Source organism: Gilliamella sp. Fer4-1, from assembly GCF_001690515.1.
GTDB classification, from domain to species: domain Bacteria; phylum Pseudomonadota; class Gammaproteobacteria; order Enterobacterales; family Orbaceae; genus Gilliamella; species Gilliamella apicola_C.
The window spans coordinates 1-1,321 of record NZ_LZGZ01000153.1 but is presented as its reverse complement, the minus strand read 5'-3'; the positions used below and the strand labels follow the sequence as shown (position 1 = coordinate 1,321).

The 1,321-nt window shown below is 31.7% G+C and carries 1 protein-coding gene; it reads right to left on the bottom strand.

The features are described 5' to 3' along the window. Nucleotides 1-496: 496 nt before the first annotated feature. Nucleotides 497-1,072: a TetR/AcrR family transcriptional regulator gene (locus A9G30_RS05340; RefSeq protein ID WP_065588283.1), complete on the bottom strand. Its 576-nt coding sequence runs from the start codon at nucleotides 1,070-1,072 to the stop codon at nucleotides 497-499. Between the last annotated feature and the right edge of the window lie 249 nt (nucleotides 1,073-1,321).

The window sequence follows — 1,321 nt, the reverse complement described above, 5'->3', positions numbered from 1 at the left end:
CTTGAATCATTTTTATTTACCTAAAATTAACATGTAGAATTTATTAAAATATATAATAACTCATGCTTACTGTTTTAAATTCACATTTTCAGCGAGTTGTGTAGAAATTTTTATCAAAAAACACGATACGGATGATAACAGGTAATCATTGCCTGTGTGCCCAAATAGGTGCTTAAATATGGAGTGATTACGTTTTTTCGCATTTGAGTGCCCGTAGTGATCATTATATTATTGTGCTTATTCTTAACCCTTGAGCACTTAATCCCTAAGCGATAGCTAAAACTATGGGGCTAATTAAGGCTAATTGCCCAAAAAGATAGCTCATGCAAGGTGGCTCAGTAAGATTAACGTTGGTGATGATCAAGCGCTTCTATAAAAGCAAAAAACGAATTTATATTGAAACACGACCTACCTGAAAGTTTTTGATAAAATTCCTAATTATAATCAATACAAATTCATTACTTTTTCTAGATACATAATAATGCATTATTTTTAATTAATCTTTCTTAAATGCTAAGGCGTTATTTAGTAATTCTAGCACGAGGTTAAGCGTGTCTTGTAGAATTTGTTGATGCAGGTTTGGCTTATTTTTGTATACCACACTAATATTGGCAAGCCCTTCAAGTATTACCATTAGTTTATTTGTTAAAGATGCCTTATTGGGGTAATTTTCAAGCTTATAAAAAATAAGATTTCGAATAAATTCTTTATGCTCTACCACAATATCAGATATGCATGATGAATCTTCTGGTATTTCTTCCATTGCACGGATAAACAAGCAGCCGTTAAAGTTTTCTTCGCAATACCACTTTTCATGCCATTCAAAAATCTTCATAATAGCTTCTGTTCCATTAAGGTTTAAGATAGCTTCGTTAAGTTTTGCTTTAAACCTCAAATCTCTTTGCTTTAATACTTCAAGTATCAATTTATCTTTACTGCCAAAATTATTGTATAAAGTTGTTTTAGAGCATCCTGATTTATCTCTTATCTCATCGACGCCAGCATTAGCAAAACCACTTCGATAAAACAGCGCTTCAGCCGTTTCCATTATTCGTTTGTATGTTTTTTTCAAAATAAATTACCTGAAATAAATTGCAAGGTGTACTGATCTGTACTACTATTAATTTTGTACAGATCGGTACAGTTTTATTTAATCATTATTATAACCAAACAGGACAATAGCGAATGAAATTCTTTTTTTTCGATGGCGAAAAACTACCAAGTAGACCCAAATTACTGGACTTAACACAGGGGTTGTTAGGCGGCTTTTTGGCAATTTTAACATTAGTCTATTTGACAATATACTCTGGTAGCTATTTTA